Source organism: Pseudomonas sp. 30_B (assembly GCF_017491605.1).
Taxonomy (GTDB): Bacteria; Pseudomonadota; Gammaproteobacteria; order Pseudomonadales; family Pseudomonadaceae; genus Pseudomonas.
Window position 1 is genome coordinate 1 of record NZ_JAFGYY010000498.1, and the last position, 244, is coordinate 244.

The window sequence follows — 244 nt, forward strand, 5'->3', positions numbered from 1 at the left end:
GATCTTCAGGTCGTCCACCGCCTTGAGCAGCTTGCCGACGTCGCCGTCGTGCTCGAGCATGCCATCAGCGTACTCGTTGCCCGGCATGCCGCTCTGGCCCTGCATGGATTCGCGTATGTGGGTGAAGAGGTGCATGCGCGTGGTATTCATCCAGACGAAGAACGGTTTGTCGGCCTTGGCCTGCTTGTCGATGAAGTTGATCGCCGCCTGGGTGGTCTCGTCGTCGATGGTTTCCATGCGCTTC

General features: G+C 60.2%; 1 pseudogene. It reads right to left on the reverse strand.

Annotated elements, in window-relative coordinates:
* Positions 1-244, reverse strand: a pseudogene (locus J5M67_RS29235) (sulfatase-like hydrolase/transferase); the annotation flags it as partial.